At 56.9% G+C, this 262-nt stretch carries 1 pseudogene; it reads left to right on the top strand.

The features are described 5' to 3' along the window. Positions 1–28: 28 nt before the first annotated feature. Positions 29–262, top strand: a pseudogene (locus AC3XQU_RS24140) (type IV secretion system DNA-binding domain-containing protein); the annotation flags it as partial.

Raw genomic sequence — 262 nt, 5'->3', positions numbered from 1 at the left:
ACAGAACCCAATCATGGCCGGATGCACGGTGGCCACCTCCGTGGTGGCCGGTGCCCTGGTCTACTACCTCAATGAGTATTGCGACGATGGGTTCCGTGGCGAACGGTTCATTGAGCATTTGCGCGGTTCTCGCATGCGAAATTGGCACTACGTGGACAGCAAAGTCCGTAGACGTAACGCCCAAACCAACCGTGAACGCCGCAAAAGTGGGCTGGAAAACATCGAACCGATCATGGTCGGCAAAGTGCCGATGCCACTGCAC

The sequence above is a fragment of the Telluria sp. AZSoR62 genome (assembly GCF_058111565.1).
Note: the sequence above shows the minus strand (reverse complement) of the source record. Positions and strands in the feature narration are given on the sequence as shown.